The organism is Xanthomonas hortorum, from assembly GCF_011305375.1.
Taxonomy (GTDB): Bacteria; Pseudomonadota; Gammaproteobacteria; order Xanthomonadales; family Xanthomonadaceae; genus Xanthomonas; species Xanthomonas hortorum_E.
Map to the genome: position 1 here is coordinate 24,622 of NZ_VCME01000018.1, position 24,026 is coordinate 48,647.

Annotated in this window: 15 protein-coding genes; 3 read left to right on the forward strand and 12 right to left on the reverse strand. The window is 64.2% G+C overall.

All coding sequences use genetic code 11. The annotated features are described in order from the left end of the window. Nucleotides 1-37: 37 nt before the first annotated feature. The 3 genes from FFY45_RS15800 to FFY45_RS15810 are packed head-to-tail and all read right to left on the reverse strand — an operon-like array spanning nucleotide 38 to nucleotide 5,105. Nucleotides 38-1,417: a purple acid phosphatase family protein gene (locus FFY45_RS15800; protein WP_176341159.1), complete on the reverse strand. Its 1,380-nt coding sequence runs from the start codon at nucleotides 1,415-1,417 to the stop codon at nucleotides 38-40. Beyond that, nucleotides 1,414-2,550: a phytase gene (locus FFY45_RS15805; protein ID WP_176341160.1), complete on the reverse strand. Its 1,137-nt coding sequence runs from the start codon at nucleotides 2,548-2,550 to the stop codon at nucleotides 1,414-1,416. Before FFY45_RS15805 ends, FFY45_RS15800 begins: the two co-directional genes overlap by 4 nt. Further along, on the reverse strand, nucleotides 2,547-5,105 hold the full coding sequence (locus FFY45_RS15810; protein WP_176341161.1) for a TonB-dependent receptor: 2,559 nt from the start codon (nucleotides 5,103-5,105) through the stop codon (nucleotides 2,547-2,549). Before FFY45_RS15810 ends, FFY45_RS15805 begins: the two co-directional genes overlap by 4 nt. Nucleotides 5,106-5,256: 151 nt before the next feature. On the opposite strand from FFY45_RS15810, the gene upp reads away from it, so the two are divergent. Next, on the forward strand, nucleotides 5,257-5,889 hold the full coding sequence (gene upp, locus FFY45_RS15815; protein ID WP_006448928.1) for a uracil phosphoribosyltransferase: 633 nt from the start codon (nucleotides 5,257-5,259) through the stop codon (nucleotides 5,887-5,889). 386 nt (nucleotides 5,890-6,275) lie between these two features. Here the strand turns inward: upp and FFY45_RS15820 are convergent, their stop codons facing one another. Then, nucleotides 6,276-8,018 carry a glycoside hydrolase family 9 protein gene (locus FFY45_RS15820; protein WP_176341162.1) on the reverse strand — a complete coding sequence of 581 codons (1,743 nt, stop codon included), beginning with the start codon at nucleotides 8,016-8,018 and terminating at the stop codon, nucleotides 6,276-6,278. 512 nt (nucleotides 8,019-8,530) lie between these two features. Between FFY45_RS15820 and FFY45_RS15825 the strand changes: the two genes are divergently transcribed. Then, entirely contained in the window at nucleotides 8,531-8,899 is a 369-nt protein-coding gene (locus FFY45_RS15825) for a hypothetical protein (RefSeq protein ID WP_176341163.1), read from the forward strand. Between the two features lie 153 nt (nucleotides 8,900-9,052). Here the strand turns inward: FFY45_RS15825 and ggt are convergent, their stop codons facing one another. The 5 genes from ggt to rsmD all read right to left on the reverse strand — a co-directional run bounded on the left by ggt (nucleotide 9,053) and on the right by rsmD (nucleotide 13,018). Continuing rightward, a complete protein-coding gene (gene ggt / locus FFY45_RS15830; protein WP_176341164.1) occupies nucleotides 9,053-10,831 on the reverse strand; it encodes a gamma-glutamyltransferase in 1,779 nt (592 codons plus the stop codon). Then, nucleotides 10,828-11,112, reverse strand: coding sequence for a YfhL family 4Fe-4S dicluster ferredoxin (locus tag FFY45_RS15835; protein WP_003489796.1), 285 nt, complete (start codon nucleotides 11,110-11,112; stop codon nucleotides 10,828-10,830). Before FFY45_RS15835 ends, ggt begins: the two co-directional genes overlap by 4 nt. Nucleotides 11,113-11,346: 234 nt before the next feature. Further along, nucleotides 11,347-11,844 carry a hypothetical protein gene (locus FFY45_RS15840; protein ID WP_023904336.1) on the reverse strand — a complete coding sequence of 166 codons (498 nt, stop codon included), beginning with the start codon at nucleotides 11,842-11,844 and terminating at the stop codon, nucleotides 11,347-11,349. Between the two features lie 47 nt (nucleotides 11,845-11,891). Next, entirely contained in the window at nucleotides 11,892-12,398 is a 507-nt protein-coding gene (gene coaD, locus FFY45_RS15845; RefSeq protein ID WP_006448932.1) for a pantetheine-phosphate adenylyltransferase, read from the reverse strand. After that, a complete protein-coding gene (gene rsmD / locus FFY45_RS15850) occupies nucleotides 12,395-13,018 on the reverse strand; it encodes a 16S rRNA (guanine(966)-N(2))-methyltransferase RsmD (protein ID WP_176341165.1) in 624 nt (207 codons plus the stop codon). The genes coaD and rsmD overlap by 4 nt, the downstream gene beginning before the upstream one ends. Before the next feature lie 238 nt (nucleotides 13,019-13,256). On the opposite strand from rsmD, the gene htpG reads away from it, so the two are divergent. Then, on the forward strand, nucleotides 13,257-15,161 hold the full coding sequence (gene htpG / locus FFY45_RS15855) for a molecular chaperone HtpG (RefSeq protein WP_176341166.1): 1,905 nt from the start codon (nucleotides 13,257-13,259) through the stop codon (nucleotides 15,159-15,161). A 331-nt stretch (nucleotides 15,162-15,492) separates the two neighbouring features. On the opposite strand, the gene FFY45_RS15860 is transcribed toward htpG, so the two are convergent. The 3 genes from FFY45_RS15860 to FFY45_RS15870 form a co-directional block, all read right to left on the reverse strand. Then, nucleotides 15,493-17,868: a glycoside hydrolase family 127 protein gene (locus FFY45_RS15860; protein ID WP_176341167.1), complete on the reverse strand. Its 2,376-nt coding sequence runs from the start codon at nucleotides 17,866-17,868 to the stop codon at nucleotides 15,493-15,495. Nucleotides 17,869-18,034: 166 nt separating this feature from the next. After that, nucleotides 18,035-20,950 carry a TonB-dependent receptor domain-containing protein gene (locus FFY45_RS15865; protein WP_176341168.1) on the reverse strand — a complete coding sequence of 972 codons (2,916 nt, stop codon included), beginning with the start codon at nucleotides 20,948-20,950 and terminating at the stop codon, nucleotides 18,035-18,037. Between the two features lie 560 nt (nucleotides 20,951-21,510). After that, the gene (locus FFY45_RS15870) at nucleotides 21,511-23,874 is read right to left on the reverse strand and encodes a S9 family peptidase (RefSeq protein ID WP_176341169.1); all 2,364 of its coding nucleotides are present in this window, start codon (nucleotides 23,872-23,874) and stop codon (nucleotides 21,511-21,513) included. Nucleotides 23,875-24,026 lie beyond the last annotated feature (152 nt).

The following is a 24,026-nucleotide window of genomic DNA, read 5'->3' on the forward strand; positions in this document are numbered from 1 at the left end:
GAGCCGCCCAAATTCTTTCAATTTCGTCACAGCGCCCTCATTCCCAGCAGCGATCCGCCCGTCCCTTGAGCGTTGCACTGCGTGGGCAATCGCGCGGGGCGATGCGCCCTGCTTCGTGTTCGATCAACCGCTTGGCCCCGCTCGTATCGCGCTTGAGCTCGAAGGCATCGTAGAGACGTCCGGTGGCGGTGCGCGACTCGTAGAGCAACTTCTGGTTGTCGATGCGAAGCACCTGATACAGCTGGGTATCTTCGCCGACCGGGCGCATGGTCTTGCGGGCCATGTCCGAGAGCCGGTACTGCTTGGGCCCCGCCACCGACACCACGAACACCGGCGTCGCCTGCCCGGCCTCATCGCCGCGACGGCCGTAGGTGTGGTCGTGGCCCTGCAGCACCAGATCGACCTTGTGGCGACGGATCACCGGCAGCACCTGCTCGACCAGCTTTTCGTTCTCGCGATCGGCGCGCGGCGAGAAGAACGGTTGGTGGATCAGCACGATCGACCACGGATGCGGATTATCGGCCAATACGGTGTCCAGCCATTGCGCCTGCGCCGGGCCGGTGCCCAGATCCAGCACGGAGGTACCGTCGAGCACGGCGATGCGCACGCCCTGGTAGTCGAACCAGTAGCTGGTGCGCGCGGTGGCCGACGGCCCGTTGCGCGGCAAGGCGAAGGTCACCGGCCAATGGCTGCCGAGCGTGCGCGTTGCCTGCGGGGTGTCTTCGCCCTCTTCGTGATACTCGTGATTGCCCGGCGCCGGCGCCACTGCGGTGCCTTCCAGCAACCAGCGCCCGGCTTCGAACCATTCGGCCCACTCGTTGTCGTCCTGGCCGTCCTTGCCGCTGACCAGATCGCCGGCGAACAGTGCCAGCCGCGCGTCCGGTGCGCTGCGCCAGGCCTGGCGGATCACCCGCGAGACCAGGCTGAGATTCTTGTTCTGGGTATCGCCGAAATACAGCAGCGTCAGCGGGGTGGCGGCCCTGGCGGCGGTGCGGAAATGATTCCACGCGCCCCACGTGCTGTTGCCCTGCACGCGGTAGGCGTACAGCGTGTCCGGCTTCAACCCATCGACATCCGCGCGGTGGTGATGCGAGCTGCCGTTTTCGCTGCTCAGCGTGGCGGTGCTGGCGCGAATGCGGCGCGGCGTCCCCACATCCGGCGAGTCGCCGGCGACGACCAGTTCCAGCCACGGCTGGTTGACGCTGGCATCGGTACGCCAGGCCACCGCGAAACCGGTCGCCGCATCCTGCGCGGGCGTGGCGACGATGCGGTCCGGAAAGCCGTCGGCGACATAGTGGGTGGAGCCCGCCGGCACCTGCGTATTCGGTTCGGCGGCCCGCTCGGCGGCAAACGATTGAGCGCTGCTCATCGCGATGAGCGAGAGCAGCGCGTATACCGACGCACGCCCAGCGCTCATGGCGCGCACTCTTTCAAGCGCAGCGCACGCGCGATATCGCGCCAGTCGAATGCCGCCACCGCCTGGTCGTCATGCAAGGCGTAGAACACGCCACCGGGGAAGCGCGCATCGCCGCGTTGATCCAGCCACACGCCGTCGGTATTGGCGGTCACCCGGCCGGCGAATGCGCCCACATGCGCCAGGCTCTGGCGATCGAACACCTGGAACACGCTGCGGTCCTTGAACTGATCGGTGGCGATCCAGTACCCGCTGCCATCGCTGCACGCCAGCAAGGTCATGCCCTCGGCCTGCGCCTTGAACAGGCCGGTGCCAACATTGCGGCCGCGATAATGCCCGTCCATGCCGTACTCGCGTAGCTGCGTGCCCACGGCCACGTCTTCTTCGGCAATCATCAAGCGCGCATTGGCTTCATCGCCGAACACCGATTCGGCAATCCGCACCGCACCCGCTTCGGTGGTATCGCCGAAGCTCTGGGTCAGCCGCGATTGCCAGCCCTGCCCTGCGTTGTTCAGTTGATAACGCCGGAAGCGCTGACCGAGGTCGGCCACCGGCGGCGGCAGATCCTTGTTGGCCGGCGACATGTAGTTGTCGCTGACTACCACTTCGTAGCCGCCACCGTGCTTGCGCACCCACAGGCCGTAAGGCTCGCGCAGTTCATCATGACCGAAGCTGGTCAACGGCTTGAAGTCCGGCAGCGAGAACACCTGCACGCGGCGGTTGTCGCGCTCGACCACAAACAGCAGATCGTCGACCACCGAGATCCCGTTCGGGCGATCCAGCTTGCCCAGGACCTTGCCCTTGCCGCCGACCACGCGCAGGCGCTTGCCGCTGTCGCCATCGAATACCACCAACGCATGCGTGGCCTTGGCAGTGGCGATCAGCCAGCGGCTGCCATCGGGCGCACTCCAGCTGGCGGGTGAGTCCAGATTGTCGGACGGCGTGGAAGTGGTGATGAAGGCTTCCGGCACCACTTCGTGCGCCACCTTGGCCTCGCTGAGCAAGGGGTCTTTCAGCAGCGCCTCGTCGGCTTCGCGGTCGACCGGTGCGCTGGCGCACGCGGTCAGCGCCATCGCGGTGGCGAGCAGTGTGCTGTGGAGTAACGTGGTCTGGAGCCGCGTGCGCGTTGCGATCACAGTGCCACCTTCAGGCCAAGCGCATAGGTGCGGCCGTATTCTTCGTTCTGCAGCGTGCGTGTGGGCACGCCCTGGTAGAGCTCCAGCGGCTCGTCCAGCAGGTTCTGCGCTTCCAGATACAGGCTGACGTGGCTGTTGAATTGATAGTTCATGCTGAAATCCAGCTGTGTGTGCGGGGCGACATAGATATCGTATGCGCGGCTGGCGCCGATGGTGTCCAGGTATTCGCTGCGATATACCGCTGCCACACGCGCACTGAAGCCATATTTTTCATAACCCAGATGGCCGCTGTAGATCCGCTTGGACGAACGCGGCAAGGTGAAGTCCTCACCGGCGCGGTCGCTCAGGCCGGGATCGAAATCGCTGTCCAGCACGGTGGCGCTGGCACCGACCAACAGGCCATTCCAGCCTTCGGGCAGGAAGTCCAGGGTCTGCTGCCAATTGAACTCGGCGCCGCGTACTTTTGCGGTGTCGCCATTGATCGAGCGGGTGACCTGCAAATCCGGGAATTCCGCATCGTTGGTACTGATCGTCTGCACGATGTAATCGTCGATCGATTTGTTGAACACGCCCAACGAGATCAGGCCGGTGCTGCCGATGTATTTTTCGAACGACAGATCCAGATTGGTGGAACGGTAAGGATTGAGATCGGGATTGCCGATGCTCACTTCCTCATCGCCGCGATTGATGCTCACGCGCGGCGAGACATCGCCGAACGACGGGCGCGACAAGGTCTTGTTGGCCGCAAACCGCAGCACCCAGTCGTTGCCGGTGTCGTAGCGCAGGTGCAGGCCCGGCAGCACATTGGTATAGCTGCTGGACGCCTCGCGTGGCGTCACCGTGGCCGAGCGGCCGTCTTCTGCCACGTCCACCTGATTGCCGGTGGCATTGAACTGGGTGTTCTCCACACGCACGCCGGCAATCATGCGCAGCGCCCCGATGTCCCAGGTGCCCATTGCGTACGTCGCAAATACATCTTCGGTGGCGGTGTAGTCGTCCTGCAGCGAGACCTGCTGATTGCCGCCGACATCCTGCGGACGTGCGCTGTACAGATTGCCGGAGGTGTTCCAGTAGCGGCGCATGCCATCCGAGCCGATGCTTTCGCCCAAGGTGCCGCCACGGTGTTCCGGCGCGGCGGTGGTCCAGTCGCTCAAGTCGATCGCCGGGCCGCGACGCAGCTCGCGTTCGTCCACATTGACATCGCGCTCGCGCCAGCGACCGAGCACGCCCATCTTCAGGCTGGCATGCTCGCCATCGAAGCGCACGTTGACCTGCGCGCTACGCTCGCTGTCGTCCACCCGCTTGGGCGCAAGCACGAAGCGGTCGAACACGAAATCGTCGTTGCTCTGCCAGCCGTTGTCGGAGAAGCCCAGGCGCGGAATCCCGCTGTTCTGATCGACCGTGGCCGACAGATCGTCGCCGTCATAGTTGAAGCGCGCTTCCATTTCATCGTTCACGCGCTCGGTGGTCTTGGTGTAGCCCAGCTTGTAATCCACGGTGGCCGCGCTCAGGCGATTTTCGCCGCCCACGCTCAAGGCCATGGTGTCTTCTTTCTTGGTGCGATAGCGCACGCGCTTGGAGATCGAATCTGCGGGCAGATCGGCCACGTTGTAGGTGCCATCGCCATTGGCGCTGACCTCACCATCGCTCAGACCGAAGATGGTGCGCTGACGCGTTTCGGCATCGTCGAAACGGCTGTACAGCGTGCGCAGGTAATAGCGGTTGTCTTCGTCCGGGCGCCAATCCAGATTGAGATTCGCGCCCATGCGGGTACGTTCGATGAAGTATTTGCGGCGCTGCACTTCACCGGCAAACAAATCATCGGCCGCACCGCCATCGAAACTGTCGTAGGCCACTTCGGTGTTGTCGGATTCGAACTCGCGATCCTGGTAGTTCACACCCACTGCCACACCGAAGGTGCCATCGAAGATATCGCTGTAGTTGAACGCGCCCTTCGGGCTGGTCTTGCCCGACAGCGACTGGTGGCTGCCTTCGACCGAGCCGCGCAAGGTGCGGCCATCGCGATCGAATGCGGAGGTGGACTCCACTTGAATTGCGCCGCCGATGGAATCGCCCGGCATGTCCGGAGTCGGCGACTTGACCACCTTGAGGCGCTCGGTGGAATCGGAGGGAATCACGTCCAGCGGCGCCGAGCGCGTGCCATCTTCCGGCGTGCCCATGGTCATGCCGTCGATGGTGACGCTGTTGAGCGCCGAATCCAGACCGCGGATCACCACGAAGCGGCCCTCGCCCTGATCGCGCGTCACGCTGACGCCGGGCAGGCGCTGCAAGGATTCTGCAACATTCTTGTCGGGGTAACGGCCCATCGCATCGGACGCGACCGCATCCTGGATGGCATCGGAACTGCGTTTGAGATCGACCGCGCGTACCTGCGATTCCGTTTGCGGGCGCACTTCCAGACGCTCCAGATCGATGGCCGCGGCGCTTGCAGCGCCGCCAGCAGCAGCACCCTCGGCCGCCAGCGCCAGCGGGCTCCACGTGGCCGCAGCCAACGTCAGCGTGATCGCCAGGCAGAGCGGAGTCTTGTTGAGCACGGGTGCTTCCCCAATTGGTTAAGAATGGGTGGGCACACTATGTCTACGACGTTTCACTGACATGACATCTGCAAGCGCGATCACGCGCAATGTGTGGCGACGCTGCCGCCGGCTGCGGCACACTGTGGGTCTCTCCCGCCTGTCGCTGCCCATGAAAATCGTCGAAGTTCGCCACCCCCTCGTTCAACACAAGATCGGTCTGCTGCGCGATGCCGCCTTGAGCACCAAGGGCTTCCGCGAACTGGTCACCGAGCTGGGCACGTTGCTGGCTTACGAGGCAACCGCCAATCTGGACACCGAATCGCACGTGCAACCCGGCTGGGCCGGGCCGGTGACCGTCCAGCGGATTGCCGGCGCAAAAATCACCCTGGTGCCGATCCTGCGCGCAGGTCTGGGCATGCTGCCCGGCGTGCTGGCGCTGATTCCGGCCGCGCGCGTGAGCGTGGTCGGCCTGCAGCGCGACGAAGAAACCCTGCAGCCGGTGCCCTACTTCGAACGCCTCACCGGCCGCCTGGAAGAACGCGACGCGCTGATCCTGGACCCGATGCTGGCCACCGGCGGCACCCTGATCGCCACCATCGACATGCTCAAGCGCGCCGGCGCACGGCGCATCAAGGGCATCTTTTTAGTGGCCGCACCGGAAGGCCTGAAAGCGCTGGAAGCGGTGCATCCGGACGTGGAGGTGTACACCGCCGCGATCGACGATCACCTCAACGAGAAGGGCTACATCCTGCCCGGCCTGGGCGATGCAGGCGACCGGATTTTTGGTACGCGGGTGGAGTGAGCTAACGCCCCTCTCCCCCCGGGAGAGGGGTTGGGGTGAGGGTACGGTGTGTCAGTGTTCCTGCCGACGCCGTACCCTCATCCGGCGCTACGCGCCACCTTCTCCCGGTGGGAGAAGGAACAACTGCAGCGCGTCAGATCTCGATCATGTTGCTGGCATAGCTAAAGGCGTCATCCAGAGATGCAGGTGACCGAACCTTTGGTACGCAGGCAGCATAAAATTGCAGCAGCTTAAGCCCCTCTCCTCCGGGAGAGGGGTTGGGGTGAGGGTACGGTGTGTCAGTGTTCCTGCCGACGCCGTACCCTCATCCGGCGCTACGAGCCACCTTCTCCCGGTGGGAGAAGGAACAGCCGCGGCATCGGGCACTGCGTCGAAAAACGCCCGCCTCACCGCGTAGACGCCTCAATCGCAGCACTCACATACACCAGCGGCGCATTCCAGTTGATCGCCACCTCGTTGCTGGCATAACTGCAGGCGTTATCCAGATACGACAACGCCGGCAGTTTTGAGGGATACGCCACCTTGCAGTCCTTAGCATCCTGCTGCCCGGGTTGCGGGCCGCCGGCCAGCCAGCCCGGGACCGGCGCGTCGATGCCGTCGGCTTCGGAAGGGCGATGGTGGATATGCAGCGGGCTGCGCAGCCCTACCCCGGTGACGAACGACAACCCGAGCGGATTGCGCCCCAGAATGTAATCCAGCTGCGACTGCGCGGCATCCAGAAATGGCCGCTGCCGGGTCAGCCGGTAGCCCTGCATCAACATCATCGCGCGGTTGAGCACGACTGCATTACTGCCCCACACGAAGTCGGTGTCCGTCATCGCCAGACGCCATGGCGAAGCCTGCCACTCATCGGCAAGACGCTGCGCCAGACCGGTGATCTCACGCGCAATGCGTGCACGGTCGGCATGCGGGGTGAGCTGGTCGCGATGCTCGGCCAGCGAGATCCACGCCAGTCCGCCGACATTGCTCCAGCCCGGTACGCTGGCCGGCACATTGCGCGCGATCGTCGCATCGTAGAAGCCATCCTCGCGCGTGGTCACATACAACTCCGCCGCAGCCCAGGCGAATTCGTCGTCCACCTGCGCATCGTCGTAGCCGCCGGTGCGCACGTCATCCGGCTGGCGATAGATCACATCCGGGTGCTGCTGCGCCCACGCCCAGGCACTGCGCGCGGCTTTCAACATGCGTGCGGACACACCCGGATACTGCTTCTCGAACGGTGCATACACGCGACTGGCCGCCGCCATCACCGCAGCGAAATCCAGCGTGGCCGCAGTGGCCTTCATCACCACATAGCGTTGTTGCTTGGCCTGCTCGGGCATCACCAACCCATCGAACTGCTTGTCGGTGAGCTTGTGGTACACGCCGCCATCGGCCGGGTCCTGCATGGCCAGCATCCACTCAAGATTCCACCAGGTCTCCTGCAGGATGCCGGGCACGCCGGGCGCATCGTTGGGGATGGTTAGCGCCTGCGCCTTGAACAGCGCCGGATACTGCTCGTAGGCCGCCAGCAAGGTGTAGGTGCTGATGCCGGAATTGACGATGTACTTGTTGTAGTCACCGGCGTCGTACCAGCCCTTGGGCGCACTGATCACGCTGTCGGCCGGACGCGTGGCCGATGCCGCGGAAGGGTGGATACGCACCTGCGTATCCGGGTGCCCAGCCGCACGCGCATAGCGCCCGGCAAACTGCGCCGGCAGCGCAGTGCTGGCGCGATTGAAATAGAACGCCTTCAGCGATGCATCGAGCACCGGGCGGTACGCGCCGGCCGCGATCGGGAACGGATCGGACGCCGGCAGCCCGTCGATTTTCAAGCGATACGTGCCTGCTGTACGCACGCCGGAAAAATCCGCCACCCGCGCCTGCTGGCCGGCCGGCGACCATGGCGCGGCGGCTTGCAGCTTGCCCTCCAGCAAGCGGCGGCCCTGCGCATCTTCGACTGTGAAGCGGTCCGAGCCGGCTGCCGCGCCTAGCGGCAACCCGACGACAGCAAGCTTGGACGAACCGGGTAGATAGCCGAGCTGATTGACGTGGATTCGGCCAACGGAAGGTTCATCCGCGGTCTGGGCGGAACAGCCTGCAGAAGCAAGCGCGAGAACGACGGTCGGGATGGCGTGGAAAGGATTCATGCCCCAATGGTGGCGGCATTGCATAGCAGCGACAAGCACACCTTGCCGACATTGGCCGGGGCGTGCCATCGGTTGCCCAGCCACGCACCATCACCCTACCGCAGTGCAGGCCGCGATCTGCTCCGATTCTGCGACCGGCTGCCGATGCGCGCAGTGCGGTATCAGCAATTCCACCGGGTTGGTCGGCCCTTTCGCGGAAACGCTGCAAACCGCTCACCGCAGGCAGCGACTTCACGTTGAAAGCCCGGCAATTGCCGTCATTTCCGCCAATTCTTTCCAGCAGCATCGATCTACCTTGGCGGTGCGGCGATGCCATGTATCACCGCACCGCATCGACCTGCCGCGCACTCGCCATTCCGAGTGGCCAGGGCATGGCCTTCCTCATCATCCAAGGATCACAGATGACTACCCAGCCGATCACACGCCTCTCCCATTCCACCCGCACTGGCTCGAGGCCATGCAGCATGCGGCGGCGTCCGCGCATAGGGAGATGCCTCGCCGCAATGCTGTCGATGGGTCTGCTGACCCTGAGTCAGACCGCGCTGGCGACCAAGCAATGGAACGCCAATGCCAACCAGACCCTCGACAATTGGATCTCCGGCATGTACGCCAACATCACAGGACCGTTGCAGACGCTATTGCACCAGTGCGAAACCGCGCCGCAGGCCACGTGCGAGGTCACGATCCTGGCCAATGGCGGGGTCCACACCAGTGCGACCGATGACAAGCAACACTTCACGCTCCGTTTCACCGGCAACCCGGCTCCGTATCTGGCGTGCCATGTCTATCCACAGTCACCCGGCAACACCAACGACAAACGTCTGCAAGGCGCCACCTGCTACGACGCACAGCACAACGGAACCTACTTCAAGCTCAACTGATCGCATGCGGCGATCGCGCCAGTGTTGGCGCATGCGCCGCTGACAGGCTGTTGCGGGCAGCGCAGGGTGGGCCGTGGCCCACCCTGCGTCGCTATGCAGGCACCGACATGCGTATTGCGTCCTTCGCAATGCGAGTACAGGACATGGCCGCACTCAACGCGCCGGCGTCGCCAGCTGCACTTGCGCCTTGCCCACCGGGTTACGCGGGTCGCTGCCGCCGCTGAGCACGTTGCTGCGCTTGTCCCATTCCACGGTCTGCAGGTTGCCCCACACGTGGCTGGAACCGCGGCCGCCGGCGGCGGTGTCGCCGGGCAGCTTGAGCGCGTGGCCCATCGCTTGCAGCGCCTTGGCGGTCTGCGGCGAGAACGCGTTGCTTTCGGCCTCGATCACGTCCGGCAGCCACTGGTGGTGATAACGCGGCAAGGCGCTGACCTGCTGCGCGTCCAGACCGGCGTCGTAACCCAGGATGCCGAGCAGCACCATGGTGATGATGCGGCTGCCGCCCGGGGTGCCGATCACCGCGACCTTGTCGGCCGATTCCATGAAGGTCGGCGTCATCGAGCTGAGCATGCGCTTGCCCGGCTTGGGCGCGTTGGCGGCATAGCCCATCACGCCAAAGGCGTTCGGCGTGCCCGGCTTGAGCGCGAAGTCGTCCATCTCGTCGTTGAGCAGCACGCCGGTGCCCTTGGGGATCAGCCCGGAGCCGTACAGCAGGTTGACGGTCTGGGTGGCGCCAACGCGGTTGCCTTCGCCATCGATGATGGAGAAATGCGTGGTCTCGTCGTCTTCCAGCGGGGTGGGATTGCCCGACAGCAGATCGCTGGGAGTGGCCTTCTCCGGGTTGATCGTGGCACGCAGGCCCTGCGCGTAATCCTTGCTGGTCAGCACGCGCTGCGGCACGGCGACAAAGTCCGGGTCGCCCAGGAAAAAGGTGCGGTCGCGGTAGGCGCGGCGCATCGCTTCCACCACCAGATGGGTGCGATGCGCGTCGTCTAGCTTGTCCAGGTCCCAGCCTTCCAGAATCTGCAGCATCGCAGCGAGTGCGATCCCGCCGGAGGACGGCGGCGGCGCGGTGGTGATCTTCCAGCCGCGGTAATCGAACTGGATCGGCGTGCGCTCCTTCACCCGATACCCGGACAGCTCGGCGGCCTTCCACTGCCCACCGGCCTGCTTGACGCCAGCCAGCAGTTTCTTGGCAGTTTCGCCCTTGTAGAAGCCGTCGAAGCCCTTGTCGCCAAGCAGTTTCAACGTATGTGCGAGTTCGGGCTGCTTGAAGATGTCGCCTTCGGCAATGGGCTTGCCGCCGCGCAGATACACCTCGCGCGTGCCGGGGTAACGCTCCATCACTTCACGCCGCGAGGCATAACCCTTGGCCATGCGCGCGTATACGGGGAAGCCCTCGGTGGCGATGCGGATCGACGGTGCCAGCGACTGCTTGAGCGGCAGCCGGCCGTGTTTGGAGGCCAGCTCCACCAGCGCGGCGGGCAGCCCGGGAATACCGGCCGACCACGGGCCGTTGACCGAGCGGTCGCGATCCAGCTCGCCCTTCTTGTCGAGGAACTGCGCCTCGCTGGCCGACTCGGGCGCGTACTCGCGCGCGTCCAGCATCACGTCCTTGCCGGTCTTGGCATCGTGCAGCAGGAAGAAGCCACCGCCGCCCAGACCCGAACTGATCGGCTCGACCACCGCCAGCGTGGACGACACCGCGATGGCCGCATCGAAGGCATTGCCGCCTTCGCGCAGGATCTGCAGGCCGGCATCGGTGGCCAGGGTGTGACCGCTGGCAATCGCCGCGCCCGGCGGATGCGCCGCCACCGGCGAGCTTGCAGCCGCCGCAGGTTTGCTGCCATCGGCAGACCACGCCGGCGGTGCCAGCACGAAGGCCAGCAGCAACAGGCCGCGCGCAGAGAAATGTCGGGAAAAAATGCTCACGGGGCGGGAGGCTCCTGTTCGTACAGTTCGGGGTGATCGCGCTGCAGCTGCATGAGCTTGGCGAGCAATTGATCATGGGTTTCCGGGATGGCCGGATCCGGGTCGATGCATTCGACCGGGCACACCACCACGCATTGCGCCTCGTCGAAATGGCCCACGCACTCGGTGCAGCGTGCCGGGTCGATGACGTAGATGGTTTCGCCCATCGAGATGGCCTGATTCGGGCACGCCGGCTCGCAGACATCGCAGTTGACGCAGAGCTCGTTGATTTTCAGCGACATATCGGCAACACCATGCGATGCGAGGCAGCGCGATTCAACCGCAGGCGCTGGAACGCAACGTACTGCTGCAGGCGGGCGCACATGGCGCGGATCAACCAGGGGACAACGCCGTGGGCGCTGTCGGAGACCGGCCTGACACGGCCGGCTCCGGTGGCATGCGAATTCAGCAGCATGCTGCTGGATCCGCATGCTGCGGCCGGATGCGCCCTCCCGCGCGTCCGGCCTGGTACGGCATTACTTCGCTTCAACGAAGGTGTATTCCACGCCCTTGGGCTGGACGATGGTCTGCACGCGCGCATTCTCGGCAGCATTGCCGATGAACAACACGCGCACGCCCTTCATCGAATCGGCCGGCACGTCCTTGAACGCGGCGTCGATCAGGTCGGCCATCTTGGTCGAGGCGGACGAGCCGAAGGCCAGCATGTTGCCCGGCTGCACGCCGCGGGCGAGTGCGGTCTTGACGCTTTCCAGCTGACGCTCGTAGCTGCCGGCGAACTCGGCATCGGACTCCGGCGGCAAGTAGTACAGGAACGGGCTGTTGGTGGTGGCGCCCAGGTTCTGGCCAACCACTTCCTGCAGGTACTTCTTCCAGCCGGCGTTGTCGTCCTTGGACGGTGCGGTCAGCGCAGCCGGGGCTGCGGCGGCGGTCGGTGCCGGCTCTTCCTTCTTGCAGGCGGTGACGGCCAGAGCGGCGATCGAAGCGAGCACCAGCGCGCGCATTGTGTGTTTCATGAAACTCCTCCCTTTGAAAAGCATGTGGTGATGTGACTGCTAGAGAATCAGGCCTGCGCGCGGGATTGCCGCACCTGCCGCAAGGCCTCGACGACCGAAGCCGGAACGAAGCCGGACACGTCCCCGCCCAGCCGCGCGATTTCGCGCACCAGCGAGGACGAGATGAAGCTGTACTGCTCGGCCGGGGTCAGAAACAGCGTCTCCACCTCCGGGATCAGATGGCGGTTCATGCTGGCCATCTGGAATTCGTATTCGAAGTCGGACACCGCGCGCAGACCGCGCAGCAGCACACCGGCGCCCATGTCGCGCACGAAGTGGGCCAGCAGCGTATCGAAGCCGCGCACTTCCACATTGGCATGTGCGGCCAAGGCTTCCTGGGCGAGCTCGACGCGGCGCTCCAGCGGCAGCGCCGGCCCCTTGGACGGACTGTAGGCAACACCGACCACCACCCGCTCGAACAACGGCGCGGCGCGATTCACCAGGTCGATATGACCGTTGGTGATCGGGTCGAAAGTACCGGGATAGACAGCAGTGCGGCTGTTGGCCACGCTCATACGGAAACTACCAGGGTCGGGTCGCTGTTCAGTGTAGCAGCGGCCCGGCGATACAGCGCATAGCGCACCTGCTGGGTGGCGCCTTCGCGGTGCAGATGCCAGCCGGCCGGCACCTGCGGCGGTAGTTCGGCCGGGCCTTCCAGATATAGCCAGGCATCCGGAGTGAGGTGCGCGGGCAGGCGTTCCAGCACGCTAGGCCACAGGCCGGCGGCAAACGGCGGGTCGACGAACACGATGCTGGCCTGCGTGGCGGGTGCGCGCTCCAGCCAGCGCAACGCGTCTTCCTGCAGCACCTGCACCTGATCGGCCGCATCCAGCTTGGCCACGTGCTCGCGCAGCCGCTGCGCCAGGCCAGGGTCGCGCTCGATCAGGGTCGCATGTGCAGCGCCGCGCGACACCGCTTCCAGGCCCAGCGCACCGGAACCGGCGAACAGGTCCAGCACGCGCGCACCAGGCAGGCGCGGCATCAACCAGTTGAATACCGTTTCGCGGACCCGGTCGCTGCTCGGGCGCAGGCCCGGCAGATCCGGCACCGCCAGCTTGGTGTTGCGCCAGCGCCCGCCGACGATGCGCACCTGCCCCTCCGCGCCACGCGGCGCCGGCCGTGCGGGGCGGCTCATCGCAACGTTCCTGATAGAGGACAGCAAGCGCGGGATAGTGGCAGGACGCGTGGCGGCATGGAGCAAGGCAAGGCAAACGGGGCCGCCATGATAGCGCTGCCCGGCGCTGGCGCCGCTGGTGTCGCAGTGCGCCGACATTGCCGGATCCACCGGCTTGCCTTGAAAAAATCCCCGTGCGACCTCATCCCCCAGGCCATCGGCCGCACTGCGGCCTTGGCCACCACGGAGCACGACCCCAATGACCGTTGATACCGACAAGCAGACGCTTGGCTTCCAGACCGAGGTCAAGCAGCTGCTGCAGCTGATGATCCATTCGTTGTACTCGAACAAGGAAATCTTCCTGCGCGAGCTGGTGTCCAATGCCGCCGACGCCGCCGACAAGCTGCGTTTCGAAGCATTGGTGAAGCCGGAACTGCTGGAAGGCGGCGGCGAATTGCGCATCCGCGTGGACTACGACAAGGACGCGCGCACCGTCACCATCGACGACAACGGCATCGGCATGAGCCGCGAAGATGCGGTGTCGCATCTGGGCACGATCGCCAAGTCCGGCACTGCCGACTTCCTCAAGCACCTGAGCGGCGACCAGAAGAAGGACGCCAACCTGATCGGCCAGTTCGGCGTGGGGTTCTATAGCGCCTTCATCGTCGCCGACCAGGTCGACGTGTATTCGCGCCGCGCCGGCCTGCCCGCCAACGAAGGCGTGCATTGGTCCTCGCGTGGCGAAGGCGAGTTCGAAATCGCCAGCATCGACAAGCCCGAGCGCGGCACCCGCATCGTGCTGCAGCTGAAAGAAGGCGAAGACAGCTTTGCCGACGGCTGGACGCTGCGCGGCATCCTCAAGAAGTACTCCGACCACATCGGCCTGCCGATCGAAATGCGCAAGGAGCATCACGGCGAAGACGCCGATGCGCCGGCAGAGCCGCAGTGGGAAGCGGTCAACCGCGCCAGCGCGCTGTGGACTCGCCCCAAGAGCGAGATCAGCGAGCAGGAGTATCAGGAGTTCTACAAGCACGTTGCGCACGATGCGGGCAACCCGCTGGCGTGGAGCCACAACAAAGTCGAGGGCAAGCTGGATTACACCTCGTTGCTGTTCGTGCCCGGCCGCGCGCCGTTCGACCTGTACCACCGCGATTCGGCCAAGGGCCTGAAGCTGTATGTGCAGCGCGTGTTCGTGCTGGATCAGGCCGAGCAGTTCCTGCCGCTGTACTTGCGTTTCATCAAGGGCGTGGTGGATTCGTCCGACCTGTCGCTCAACGTCTCGCGCGAAATTCTGCAATCCGGCCCGGTGGTGGATTCGATGAAGTCCGCGCTGACCAAGCGTGCGCTGGACATGCTGGAAAAACTGGCCAAGGACAAGCCCGAAGAGTATGTGACGTTCTGGCGCAACTTCGGCCAGGCGCTGAAGGAAGGCCCGGCCGAAGATTATGCCAACCGCGAAAAGATCGCCGGCCTGCTGCGTTTTTCTTCCACGCACGACACCACTGGCGCGCAGAGCGTGGGCCTGGCCGATTATGTCGGTCGCCTGACCGAAGGCCAGGACAAGCTGTATTACCTCACCGGCGAAAGCTACGCGCAGATCAAGGACAGCCCGCATCTGGAAGTGTTCCGCAAGAAGGGCATCGAAGTGCTGCTGCTCACCGACCGCATCGACGAATGGTTGATGAGCTACCTCACCGAGTTCGACGGCAAGTCGTTCGTGGACGTGGCACGCGGCGACCTGGACCTGGGCAAGCTGGATTCGGAAGAAGACAAGAAGGCGCAGGAAGAAGTCGCCAAATCCAAGGAAGGCCTGGCCTCGCGCATCAAGGCCGCACTCGGCGACGACGTGGCCGAAGTACGCGTCTCGCACCGCCTGACCGACTCCCCGGCAATCCTGGCCATCGGCCAGGGCGACCTGGGTCTGCAGATGCGTCAGCTGCTGGAAGCCAGCGGCCAGGCCGTGCCGGAAACCAAGCCGGTGTTCGAATTCAACCCGGCCCACCCGCTGATCGAAAAGCTGGATGCGGAACAGGATATGGACCGGTTTGGCGATTTGAGCCGGGTGCTGTTCGACCAGGCTGCGTTGGCTGCGGGCGATAGTCTCAAGGACCCGGCCGGGTATGTGAAGCGGTTGAACAAGTTGTTGTTGGAGTTGTCGGCGTAAGGCTTACGACACACGTGTGACACAACAGGACCGGCGCATGCGCCGGTCTTTTTTTTGCGCCTCTCTCAGGGCGACTGTTGGAAGAGCGGCGGCAGCAGTGTCCGACACCAATCGATCCGACAACGGCTCGCACTCCTCCGGAACGCATCACGCGGATGGGAGGGTGGCGACAGTCCTGCCGAAGGTGGCAACAGACAAAAGATCATCGGTCGGGCTTTGGTGCCGAGTCTTCGTTCCCGGAATCATGGCCAGGTGTGCCCGAAACCTGCGCGCATGGTGCGCGCTCCGGCCAAAGCGCAGGCAACGTCATTGAAGCTGTGACGGCCGGCGCTTACGCCGATGCCAACACCCAACACCCGAACGCTGGCCCTGCCGAGTAGCCGGTCTCCGGCTCGATGCGGATCTGCAGTGTTGCGCGGCCGGCGACAGCCGCTGGCAAGGCGTAATCCACATCGACGAAATCCAGGCCGCGGTTGCCGTCCAGGCGTTCGTTGGCGATGAGTTCGCCGTCGGCGAGGATGCGGAAGCGGCGGCGGGTTTCGTCGCCCCAGTAGCGCAGGCGCAGGATGCGGGCCTGCGCGGTGTTGCGCAGGGTGAAGGCGATGAAGCCGCCGGTGCGGGCATCGCGGCCGGCGCGGCGGCGGTAGCTGAGCGCGTAGGAGCTTTCGCTCTGCAGGCCGTGGGCTTTTTCGGATGCTTCGTCACCCAGGGCGATGCGATCCAGTGCGCGCGTGTCGAGCGCCTGTTGTTTCGCTTCTGCTTCGGCCTGCTCGGCCTGTTGCTGCTGCCATGCGGCGGTATCGCGGTGTTCCAGATAGAGCGCACTGCGGCGATCGAATTGGGCGTAGAACGGGGAGAACCGCCAGTGCTGTGCGCCGTCGCTGTAGTCAAACGCGGCCTGGCCTGTAACGGGCTGTAGCCGCTGCAAGACCTCATCGCCGCCGATCAATGCCGGGGTCTTGCCCGACCAGGGCTTTGCCGCATCGCCCAGGTCCGCAGCCAAGACCAGCGGTCCCCGCAGCACCGAGACCCAGGCCGGGTCGTCCGCTGCGACTTCCAGGCGCAGTGGCATCTCGAACGACAAGTTGAGCGTGTCGCCAGCGCGCCAGACGCGGGTGAGGCGCAGATAACCGTCACTGACGGCCGCATCGACAGGCTGACCATTGAGCTGCAGCATCGGCGATTGCGCCCAGCCGGGCACGCGTAGCGCGAGCGTGCGCTGCTCTGCCGGCGCAGCATCGATGCGGAGCGATGCGCTGCCCTGCTCCGGCATCGCGCTGTGCAGGGTCATGTCCAGCCCGGCGGCATCGCGCACGCTGGAGGGCACGTAGAGGTTGACGTAAACGCCCTGCCCGTCCTGCCAATAGATGGAATCGCCGAACTGGGCATGCGCCTCCATGCCGCTGCCGACGCAGCACCAGAAATCGTCGAACGGCGAGGACCAGCCGCGCGCTTCGCCGGCCAGCATCGGTGTCATGTAGGTGAACATACCGGTGCGTGGATGCTGCTGTGCCATCACGTGGTTGAGCAGCGTGCGCTCGTAGTAATCGAAGAACTCCGCCTGCGGGCCCCACTGGTACAGATGGCGGGTGAGCTTGAGCATGTTGTAGCTGGCGCAGTGCTCGCAGGTCTGCTCGGTGAGAAACTTCGAAGTGCTGTCGGGCTGCTGGAAATATTCGCGGTCGCCATTGCCGCCGATCACGTAGGTGTGGTGATCGGTGACGGTGTGCCAGAAGAAGCGCGCCGCCGCGCCCGAGGCGGCATCGCCGGTCACTTCGTACTCGCGTGCCAGGCCGATCAGCTTGGGGATGTTGGTGTTGGAATGCTGGTGCACCAGTTCGTCGCGTTGGGCGATGAGCGGATCGAGCACGGCGTGGTGATGCAGGCGTTGCGCCAACGCCAGCCACTGCGCATCGCCAGTGCGCACATGCAGCTCGACGAAGGATTCGTTGAGGCCACCGAATTCACACGACAGCACCTTTTGCAGCTGCGCATCGTCGAGTGCGGAAAACACCGCTTGCAGATAGCCAGCCAGGCCCACCGCGACCTGCAGCGCCTGCGCGTTGTCGCAATGCGCATGCACGTCGAGCAGGCCGGCGAACAACTTGTGCCAGGTGTACAGCGGTGCCCAGCTGCCGTTGAGATAGAACGGCGCCGGGTCGATCTTGCCTTTCTTCAGTTCATCGAACACGGCGCGGCCGCTTTCGATCTTGCCTGCGGCGTTCTTGCGCGTGAATCCGGCCACGTAGCCATCGCCTGCATGCGCCTGGCAGCGTGCGAGCTCTGCGACCAGATAACGCGCACGCGTGCGGCATTGCGCATCGCTGGTCTGCGCATGCATCAAGGCCAATGCGCTGAGATAGTGCCCCAGCGTATGTCCGGCGATGGTGTCCGCTTCCCAACCGCCATACGCCGGCGCCTTGGGATCGAGACCTGCGTACAGCACGAAGTTGTGCAGCAGCCGGTCCGGCTCCAGCCGCATCAGATAGCGTCGATTGGTCTGCAGCGCATCCAGAAACAGCGATGGGGTCAGCCTGACCTGCGCCAACGGTACCGCGCGGATACTGCCCGGTTGTGCGGCGTTGGCCTGCGCAGGAAATCGCAGAAAACCCGCAGCAACCGCCAGACTGCTCCAGGCCAGAAAGCGCCGCCGCGACAAGCTCAGCGCGTGGTCGGTGGTGTGCTCGGTAACGAAGACATCGGTCATAGGATCAGCTTAGCTCCTGTCGGTGCGCGCAGACTGCGCGCGCCGTTACAACCCACACTGGCAGAAGCCGCCAGAGAAGCGATTGCGTGGCACCGCCTGCGCGCGCCCGACCGGATCGGGTGGCGCGCACCAGTGTATTGAAACCGCAGCGACGAAGCGGCGGCGATCAGAACTTCACCGTCGCACGTGCCCAATAGAACCGACCAAGCAGATCGTAGGTCGCCACATCGGTGTTGGCGTTACCCACGTTGTTGGAGTAATACAACGGTGGTTGCTTGTTGGCGATATTGTCCACGCCCACTTCAAAGCGCGTATGCCAGGGCTCCACGTTATAACCGAGCTGCAGGTTGTTGTAGACGTAGGCGCCGATCTTGCGCACCACCGTCGGCTCGCTGGAATCGGCCGACAGGCTCTGGTCCGGATCCGAATTACCGATGGCGGTATTGCCCACATAACGGATGCGCCAGGTGGCGCTCCAATCGTCCAACGCCCAATTCACGGTCCCCAGCGCACGCCAGCGCGGGAAATTGCCGTAGGCCTGGGTGTAGCGGCCCACGTTGTGGATGGTGACCGAGCTGGGATCGGTGGTATCGGGCAGCACATCGTAACGGGTGAGATAGGTGCCATTGAGCCCTGCAGTGAAATTGCCCCAAGGCGTGGATGGCAGGCGATAGGTCAGATTGAAATCGATGCCCTTGGCCCAGAGCTTGCCCAGGTTGACGGTGGGCTCGGCGATGTAATTGATGGTGCCGTTGCCGTTGCGATGGATCAGCGCGCAGAAGGAGCTGGCCGAGTTGGCGAAACATTGATTGAGTACGGTCTGCGCCGACACCGTGGTGATGGTGTCTTCCAGATCGATGCGCCACCAGTCCGCGCTCAGCGACAGGCCATCGATCCACTGCGGGTCGTAGACCAGTCCCACATCGTAGGACTTGCCGGTTTCCGGCTTGAGTTGATAACCGGCCACCACCGCGCCGGACACCTTGCCCGACACCTGACCATCGGATTGCTGATAGCTGCCGTTGGTCGGCACGTTTGCGCAGGCCACGCTGTTGCCGCCGGTGTAACCGTTGCACGGGTCGTTGACGGTGGCCGCATCGCCGGCCACGCCGGCATACAACTCGTTAATGTTGGGCGCGCGGAACACCTGCGAAACAGTGCCGCGCAGCAACAGATTTTCGATCGGGCGATATTCCAGCGACACCTTGCTGTTGGTCTTGCTGCCGACCGAGCTGAAGTCGGAAAAACGCGTGCCCAGCGTGATGTTCAACGCGTTGATGCCGGGCAAGTCCTTGAGCAGCGGGAACAGGGCTTCGGCATAGGCTTCCTTGACGTCGAAACTGCCGCTCAAGGTGGATGCGCAGAACTCGATCACACCGCACAGGCCGTCTTCATCGCCAGTCCACAGCGCATCGGAGGCGGTGGTCGAGCGCTCCTTGCGATAGGATATGCCGGTTGCCAGGCTCACGGTGCCGGCCGGCAAATCGAACAACGAACCGTTGGCATTGGCCTCGAACTGCTTGACTGTGTAGACGCTGGTCACGATGGGGTTGACCACCATGCCCTGCAGGGTGGCGAGGTTGCTGCTGTCGTTGAGGTTGAAGAAATTCAGCGGTGTACAGCCGGCAACCGCCGCGCCCGCACTGCCACACTTGACCACGCCATCGCTGTCCAGGAACGACGGGCCGATGGCCTGATTGAACGTTGCGTAGTCGAGAAAACCGTTGTTGATCGACTTCTGTTTGACCTTGCCGTAGTTGAAGTTGGCGTCCCACTGCCAGGAGCTGTCGCCGAAGCGGCCGCGCAAGCCCGGGCTGATCTGGAAGTTGTAGGTGTTGTATTGGTAGCTGCGATTGCCCAGCACGGTGGCGCGCGTATTGAGGTCGTTGTAGGAGGTGCCGGTGCTGCGATCGGTGCCGAAGTTCACCCCGAACGGGTTGTAGTAACTCTGCGACGACACCAGGATGTTGTCGCCATTGGAGAAGATCGGAATCGGCGCGATGATCGAGGCGGATTCGGTTTTACTGAACCAGGTGTTGACGTAGCCTTCGACATTGTCGGTAAAGCGATAAGTGCCTAACAAAAACGCATTGGTGCGCTTTTGCGGGGTCTGCAGCAGGTTGAACGGCTGGTAGTTGTAGGAGTCGGCGCTGGCGTTGTAACAATGGAAATCGCCCGGGCCAGCGCGGCCGCTGACGCCGCTATTGAGGGTGACGCGCCCGCAACCGTTGGCCTGCGCGAGTTGATTCGATTGTTCCGAACCATCGTTGAAATTGACCGTGCCGGTGGGCGTGGCGGACGAGCCCTGCTTCACCGGTTGCCCGTTGGTCAATGCCAGCGCGTCCTTGGAATAGTCGCGCGCCGCCGCCGAGACCGGGTCGATGTTGTGGTACGACAGGCCGCCGATCAGGCTGCCGCGTTCCCAGGTCTTGCCGGTGGTCAAGGCGAAGTTGCGTCGGTTGCCATCGCCCTCGCTGCTGGTGCCGAAGTCGCTGCTGGTGCCGAAGTCGCTGCTGAACTGCACGCCGTCGAACTGGCTGCGCAGGATGAAATTGACCACCCCACCGATGGCATCTGAGCCATACACCGCAGAGGCGCCATTGCTGAGCACTTCGATGCGCTCGATCATGCTGGCCGGAATCGCGTTGACGTCGTTGTAGGCGAGCCGGATGCCGTTGACCAACACCAGCGTGCGTTTGTCGCCCAGGCCGCGCAGCGAAATCGCCGAGGCGCCGGTGCCGCCACCGTTGTTGGTGTACGGGTTGGTGGCGTTGCCGGCGATCGATGGCAGCTCCTGCAGCAGATCGCCGACGGTGGCCTTGCCGGTGGCGGCAATCTGTTCCTGGCTGACGGTGATCACCGGGTTGGCGGTTTCGGTATCCACGCGGCGCAGACGCGAGCCGGTGACGACCACGCTATCGAGCGTTTGCGGCGCATCGCTCGTGCTGCCTGCCTGCTGCGCAGCCACGGGTGCGGCCGCAGTTGCGGAAAGTGCCAGTACCAGAGCGCTGGCAAGCATGCTCGGCACGGGCCGCACACTGGCAACGGTGGTCCGTGAGAAAGGCAACAGCAACATCGGCATGCGGGGCTCCTGATTCAAACGACAGACAAACGGCAGGCAACACACGCCCGTGCCGGCGTGCACCAGCGCGGGTGGAGACAAGTGGCAGCGGGCGTCGCAGCGACATCTTTGGCGACGGCCATACGGTGGACACGCAGACAACCTGCGATGCGCGCGACCAGCAGAGGCCACGCAACGACGCGCGTTGTCTAAAGAGATAATTCCGCACTGAAGTCGCCCATGCGCTCCAGTTTCATCAGCTGGTCACAATGTGCCTGTGCGCACGCGCCACGTCTTGTCGCATTTGGCGACCACGCATGCGGAAAACAGCATGGTTCGCATCTGAACGATCATCGGTTGGCGTTGTGTTGGCAGTCCAGTCCGCAGCTGGGCGTGCCGTTACGCGGCAATTTTCGAAGCAGCTGCGTTGACGTATCGCTTGTCATTACCTGTACTGATGTTTGGGCGCGCCGGCAAAAATGACAGCGAGCAATGCACATTGCTCCTGCGCGCACTGCTCACTCCACCAGGGCACACAGTGCGCGATCAGGCAGCGTGCCGTGGCACGCAGGCCGCATCCATCACGGTGCCTGCGTGGTCGGCGTTGCCGGGTTGCGATTCCATTGCGGCGTTGGCGATTGCTGCATCCAGCGCATGAAGAAATCCAGCAGACGGCGTTTGCCGTAATCGCCACCGGCGCCATGATCGCCGCCAGGTACCACCAGCAGATCGAAATCCTTGCCGGCCTTGATCAGGCGGTCGGCCACCTGGAAGGTGCTGGCCGGGTCGACATTCATGTCCATGTCGCCGGTGACCAGCAGCAGATGGCCTTGCAGCCGTGCTGCGTTTTCCACGTTCGACGACTCGGCGTACCACGGCCCCACCGGCCAGCCCATCCATTGTTCGTTCCACCAGATCTTGTCCATGCGGTTGTCGTGGCAACCGGAGTTGGCCACGCCCGCCACATAGAATTCCGGATGAAACAGCAACGCGCCCAACGCGTTCTGCCCGCCTGCCGAGGTGCCGTACACACCGACACCGCCGGCGATGTCGTACCACGGATATTGCGCGGCGGCGGCCTTATGCCAGGCAATACGATCCGGCAAGCCGGCATCCTTGAGATTGCGCCAGGCCACATCGTGGAAGGCGCGCGCGCGATTGTTGGTGCCCATGCCATCGATCTGCGCCACCGCAAAGCCCAGCCCGGTCAGCGCCGGCACGCGCGTGGTGAAACTCTTCGGCACGAACGAGCCCTGCGGGCCGGCGTAAATGTATTCGATCACGCGGTAGCGCTGCTGCGGATTCAGTTGCTGCGGGCGCTGGATCACGCCCCAGATCTCGGTCTTGCCATCGCGCCCGGTGGTATGGAACGGCAACGGCGGCTGCCAGCCAGCGGCCTGCAGACGACTCAGATCGGTACGCTCCACCGTGCGCGCCAGGCTGCCATCGACGCTGCGCCGCAACTCCAGCACCGGCCCAAGATCCACGCGCGAGTAAAGGTCCAGCAACCACTTTCCATCCGGCGAGTAACTGACCTGATGGTCGGCGGCGGTTGGCGTCAATGCAGTGAGTCCATTACCGTCCAGGCCGATGCGATAGGCGTGGCGGTAGTACGGGTCTTCGCCGGGCTGCATGCCGGAGGCGGTGAAATACAGCTGCCCTGCGGCCTCGTCGAAGTAATCGAGCTTGCGTACCACCCAATCGCCGCGGGTGACCTGGCGAATCACCTCGCCGCTGCGGCCATCGTACAGATACACATGCTCCCAGCCATCGCGTTCGGACGCCCATAGGATCTGCCTGCCATCGGCCAGATCGCGCCGCGCGTGCTTGCCGCCGTTCTCGTGGTCGCCACTGAGTTCGGAGTATTCGATAAAGGTGGGCGAGGTTTCTTCGATCAAGGTGCGTGCGGCGGCCGTGCGTGCGTCCACTTCGATGACCCGATACAGCTGATGGCCGCGCGCGTTGTATTCGAAGGTGAAGCCGCGGCTGTCCTTCCACCAGACCATCTCGCTCAAGCTGAAGGCATTGGGCAGCAAGGTCATCGCCACCGGATGCGCCGCACGCGTGGCGATGTCGAACAACACCGGCTGCATTACCGGCAACACATCGCCGGGCTTTGGATAGACCTGTTGGTGCAACTTGGGTTGCACCTGATCGGCCGGTGCGGATTCGATGTAATAGACCATGCGCGGCGGTGGCGCCTTGACCCGATACGCGGCCAGATGCTGCGAATCCGGCGACCACTGGATGCTGTCGAGCGCGTAGTAATCATCGGCACGACCATCACGACTGAGCACGCTGCGCTCGCCACCGCCCACCGGGGCGATGACCAGATTGGCGTGCTCCACCCAGGCGCGCCAGCGGCCATCCGGCGACACCTTGGCCTCGCGTTCGCCCTGCTTGAACGGCAGACGCATGTCCATCGTCTCGGCCGGCACATCGCGCTCGGGCACATGTTCGCAGCGGTAGCGCGCCAGATCGCATTGCCAGCCCAGCTTCGCCAGCTGAAAGCCCAGGCGTTGCTGTTGCAGCGTGGGGTCCTCCAGATGCAGTTGCGTTGCATCGATGTCCTGCTCACCGGCCTGGGTCAACGCCGCCGCCAACCTCGCATGATCGAAGGCCAGCGTATTGCGGCCACTGGCGGCATCCACCAGGCGGTACTCGATGGCCGGCGCCTGGTTGGTGCGCGCAACACCGCGCCGATACAGAAAGCGTCCCGCATCGATCCACACTGGCGCCGTCGGTTGCTGGTCGACCAGGGACGCGTAGTGATCGGACAAGCCGATAGCCTGCGCGTACTGCGCCGGTGTGGGCGGGGGTGTGGGCGTGGCTGCGACCGATGCAGCCACTGCGCTTGCCGATAGCGGGCAGAGCGCGATGCTCAGGCACCACGCTGCGATGGTGTGCCACCGGGATGTCTGTGTGTGGTGCAGCGTTGGCTTCATGCGTTTGTCCGGGAATGGAGCGTGGTCACGATCAACACCTGTCATGCAAGTCGAGATGGGACAGCGTGGTTGATGCAATGCGGTGATTGCCCGAGTCGGGCACACCCTGATTGGGCTGCCTGCACGCCGACGATTGCGTAGCGTCGCCAGCA

Coding starts and splice junctions, on each gene's coding strand:
- FFY45_RS15865 (WP_176341168.1), bottom strand. CDS start 20,950: ATGCCGATGTTGCTGTTGCCTTTCTCACGGACCACCGTTGCCAGTGTG.
- FFY45_RS15835 (WP_003489796.1), bottom strand. CDS start 11,112: ATGTCGCTGAAAATCAACGAGCTCTGCGTCAACTGCGATGTCTGCGAG.
- FFY45_RS15825 (WP_176341163.1), top strand. CDS start 8,531: ATGGGTCTGCTGACCCTGAGTCAGACCGCGCTGGCGACCAAGCAATGG.
- coaD (WP_006448932.1), bottom strand. CDS start 12,398: ATGAGCGTGGCCAACAGCCGCACTGCTGTCTATCCCGGTACTTTCGAC.
- htpG (WP_176341166.1), top strand. CDS start 13,257: ATGACCGTTGATACCGACAAGCAGACGCTTGGCTTCCAGACCGAGGTC.
- FFY45_RS15860 (WP_176341167.1), bottom strand. CDS start 17,868: ATGACCGATGTCTTCGTTACCGAGCACACCACCGACCACGCGCTGAGC.
- FFY45_RS15800 (WP_176341159.1), bottom strand. CDS start 1,417: ATGAGCGCTGGGCGTGCGTCGGTATACGCGCTGCTCTCGCTCATCGCG.
- upp (WP_006448928.1), top strand. CDS start 5,257: ATGAAAATCGTCGAAGTTCGCCACCCCCTCGTTCAACACAAGATCGGT.
- FFY45_RS15870 (WP_176341169.1), bottom strand. CDS start 23,874: ATGAAGCCAACGCTGCACCACACACAGACATCCCGGTGGCACACCATC.
- FFY45_RS15840 (WP_023904336.1), bottom strand. CDS start 11,844: ATGAAACACACAATGCGCGCGCTGGTGCTCGCTTCGATCGCCGCTCTG.
- rsmD (WP_176341165.1), bottom strand. CDS start 13,018: ATGAGCCGCCCCGCACGGCCGGCGCCGCGTGGCGCGGAGGGGCAGGTG.
- FFY45_RS15820 (WP_176341162.1), bottom strand. CDS start 8,018: ATGAATCCTTTCCACGCCATCCCGACCGTCGTTCTCGCGCTTGCTTCT.